Genomic DNA, 2,459 nt, shown 5'->3' with positions numbered 1-2,459 from the left:
CCACCCAATCTGCCCCGCTTACCCTCCATCAGAGCTGTGATGCTGATTTTACCGAGATCGTAAGCCATTGAAATCATGTTAAAGGATTTATTAAAGGAACTCTATCGGAATATTCCGGTTCCTCACATAGTACGGTTGGCGGTTGGCCTCCTAACCTCCGATAAGTACCCCTTATCGGTGGTGATCGGATCTGCCGGTTGACCAACTAGCTGCATTGTCTTAAATTCGTAGAAAATCACCCGCTGTTGGAGCGCGCCATGAGTACCACTGTCAAGGTTTCCGAAGCCAAGGCCCATCTGTCCGAGCTGCTTGTTCGGGTGGAGGCAGGCGAAGACGTAATTATATCCCGCGGCAACGACCCGATTGCTCGGTTGTCGCGGATCCGCAAGGAGACCGATCTTCAGCTTTTGGTCAACGAAGTGCGGGCCGCCCGTGGCCGGGCAAAACCCTCCACTCATGACGAGATTATATCCTGGAGGGACGAAGGTCGCCGGTAATGTCCTTCGTCATAGATGCATCCCTCGCAGCGGCCTGGTTGCTGCCGGAAGAGTACAGCGATGCGGCCGAGACCCTGATCGCTTCGATTTCAGAGCCCTGCCCTGCACCGTCACTGTTTTGGTTTGAGATCCGCAATAGTCTGGTCATGTCGGAACGGCGTGGCCGGGTCGCTGCAGGCGGCGCCCTGCTCGGTATGGAACGGGTACGACGATTACCGCTCGATGATGCTGGGATTGGCGGCGACGGATTGATACTGCTGCTGGCGTCCAACCACATCCTCAGCGCCTATGACGCGGCCTACCTTGCCCTGGCCATGAACAGGTACATGTCCCTCGCCACACTCGACCGTAAACTTGCCGGTGCTGCCCGGAAAGAGGGGGTAACCGTGGTCGGCCCCTACGCGCATGGCAACTGACCGCTCCAACCTGGTCTCTGCCCGTGCCGAACAACTCGACACGATTGCAGCCGTCCTTCCAATGGATCGGCGCGACGAACTGGCCGAACTGTTGACCGACCGGGATATCGAGACGCTGCGCCATCTGGTCAACGAGGGCATGGGCGAAAACACCTTGCGCGCACTCACCTCCGACCTTGCCTATCTGCAGGCCTGGTCTCTGGCTGCGACCGGTGCCTCCCTGCCCTGGCCCGCACCTGAGGCTTTGCTGCTGAAATTCGTCGCCCACCACCTTTGGCAGCCGGAACAGCGCGACATCGATCCTGAACACGGCATGCCGGCTGATGTCGAGCAGAGCCTGCGCGAGCAACGCTTCCTTCGATCGCCAGGGCCGCATGCGCCCGATACAGTCCGCCGGCGGCTTGCCAGCTGGTCGACGCTGACGAAATGGCGCGGCCTGACCGGCGTCTTCTCCTCGCCCTCGCTGAAGTCCGCTATACGCCTCGCTGTTCGCGCAACGCCGCGGCCAAGGAAACGCAAGAGCGCAAAAGCGGTAACAGGCGACGTCTTGGCAAAGCTCCTCGCGACCTGCAGCACCGACAGTCTGCGGGACGTCCGTGACCGTGCGATCCTGATGGCAGCCTTTGCTTCCGGCGGCCGCCGTCGCAGTGAGATTGCGGGGTTGCGTCGGGAACAGCTGACGGTCGAGCCGCCGATCACAGTCGAAAACGGCCCTCCCCTCCCCTCTCTCGCCATCCATCTGGGTCGCACAAAAACGTCTGGTTCCGAGCACGACGAGGTCGTTTATCTGACAGGCCGACCCGTGGATGCGCTGAACGCCTGGATGACTGCTGCCAGGATTGAAGGCGGGAGTGTGTTTCGGAAGGTCGATCGGTGGGGCAATGTTTCGAAGCGGGCGCTGGAGCCGAGTGCGGTCAATGCGATCGTCAAGCAGCGCGCCGAAATGGCCGGGCTGGAGCCGGGGGAGTTTTCGGCGCATGGGCTGCGGTCGGGGTATCTGACCGAGGCTGCCAACCGGGGCATCCCCCTCCCCGAGGCGATGGAGCAATCACGCCATCGATCGGTGCAGCAGGCTTCGAGCTACTACAACAGTGCCACAAGGCGCAGCGGGAAGGCGGCGCGCCTCCTATAGCGGGCCACCGTCCAACCTTTCTCTGTTCCTGCGGGAACGCGGCGCTAACCCAATCCCGACCACTAAAGCTCCTTGTATTTAAGGAGCACCCGCTATGGAATTTCATTCTCTTCTCAAAAGTCCCGAATGGATGATCGCTATTGCCGCTGTCGTCATCTGGGTCGTTTTAATCGCCAAGGCTGCTGCAGTTTCGCTTATTTGAATCGCGAGGCGTCCTAGCACCAATGAGAGCCAAGTCGAGATGCTTCCGATAACATGCAACCGTCATCACACGCGCGCTCACTCTGATCCGGAAACGTCCAGTCAATTTAGCTTCCCTTGAGCCGCAGGGGCTGGATAGGCTCGACCAAGTTTAAATTTGTAATAGCAGGTACCGGACGCTGACTGTTACAGTTGCCTCTGTATGGCGCCCGA

At 59.7% G+C, this 2,459-nt stretch carries 3 protein-coding genes; all 3 read left to right on the top strand.

The window, feature by feature from the left end; genetic code table 11:
- Positions 1-257 precede the first annotated feature (257 nt).
- Genes AX760_RS03520 through AX760_RS03510 form a run of 3 tightly spaced genes read left to right on the top strand, consistent with a single transcriptional unit; the run spans position 258 to position 2,045 of the window.
- Positions 258-497 carry a type II toxin-antitoxin system Phd/YefM family antitoxin gene (locus AX760_RS03520; protein WP_071831512.1) on the top strand — a complete coding sequence of 80 codons (240 nt, stop codon included), beginning with the start codon at positions 258-260 and terminating at the stop codon, positions 495-497.
- On the top strand, positions 497-913 hold the full coding sequence (locus AX760_RS03515; RefSeq protein WP_071831511.1) for a type II toxin-antitoxin system VapC family toxin: 417 nt from the start codon (positions 497-499) through the stop codon (positions 911-913). Before AX760_RS03520 ends, AX760_RS03515 begins: the two co-directional genes overlap by 1 nt.
- On the top strand, positions 903-2,045 hold the full coding sequence (locus AX760_RS03510; RefSeq protein ID WP_071831509.1) for a site-specific integrase: 1,143 nt from the start codon (positions 903-905) through the stop codon (positions 2,043-2,045). The genes AX760_RS03515 and AX760_RS03510 overlap by 11 nt, the downstream gene beginning before the upstream one ends.
- Positions 2,046-2,459: the final 414 nt, after the last annotated feature.

It is taken from the genome of Pararhizobium antarcticum, from assembly GCF_001885585.1.
Taxonomy (GTDB): Bacteria; Pseudomonadota; Alphaproteobacteria; order Rhizobiales; family Rhizobiaceae; genus Pararhizobium; species Pararhizobium antarcticum.
The sequence above is the reverse complement of the archived record's forward strand: the minus strand, read 5'-3'. Positions and strand labels throughout refer to the sequence as shown.

Excerpts from the sequence above, each read along its gene's own strand:
- AX760_RS03510 (WP_071831509.1), top strand. The coding sequence starts at position 903 with ATGGCAACTGACCGCTCCAACCTGGTCTCTGCCCGTGCCGAACAACTC.
- AX760_RS03520 (WP_071831512.1), top strand. The coding sequence starts at position 258 with ATGAGTACCACTGTCAAGGTTTCCGAAGCCAAGGCCCATCTGTCCGAG.
- AX760_RS03515 (WP_071831511.1), top strand. The coding sequence starts at position 497 with ATGTCCTTCGTCATAGATGCATCCCTCGCAGCGGCCTGGTTGCTGCCG.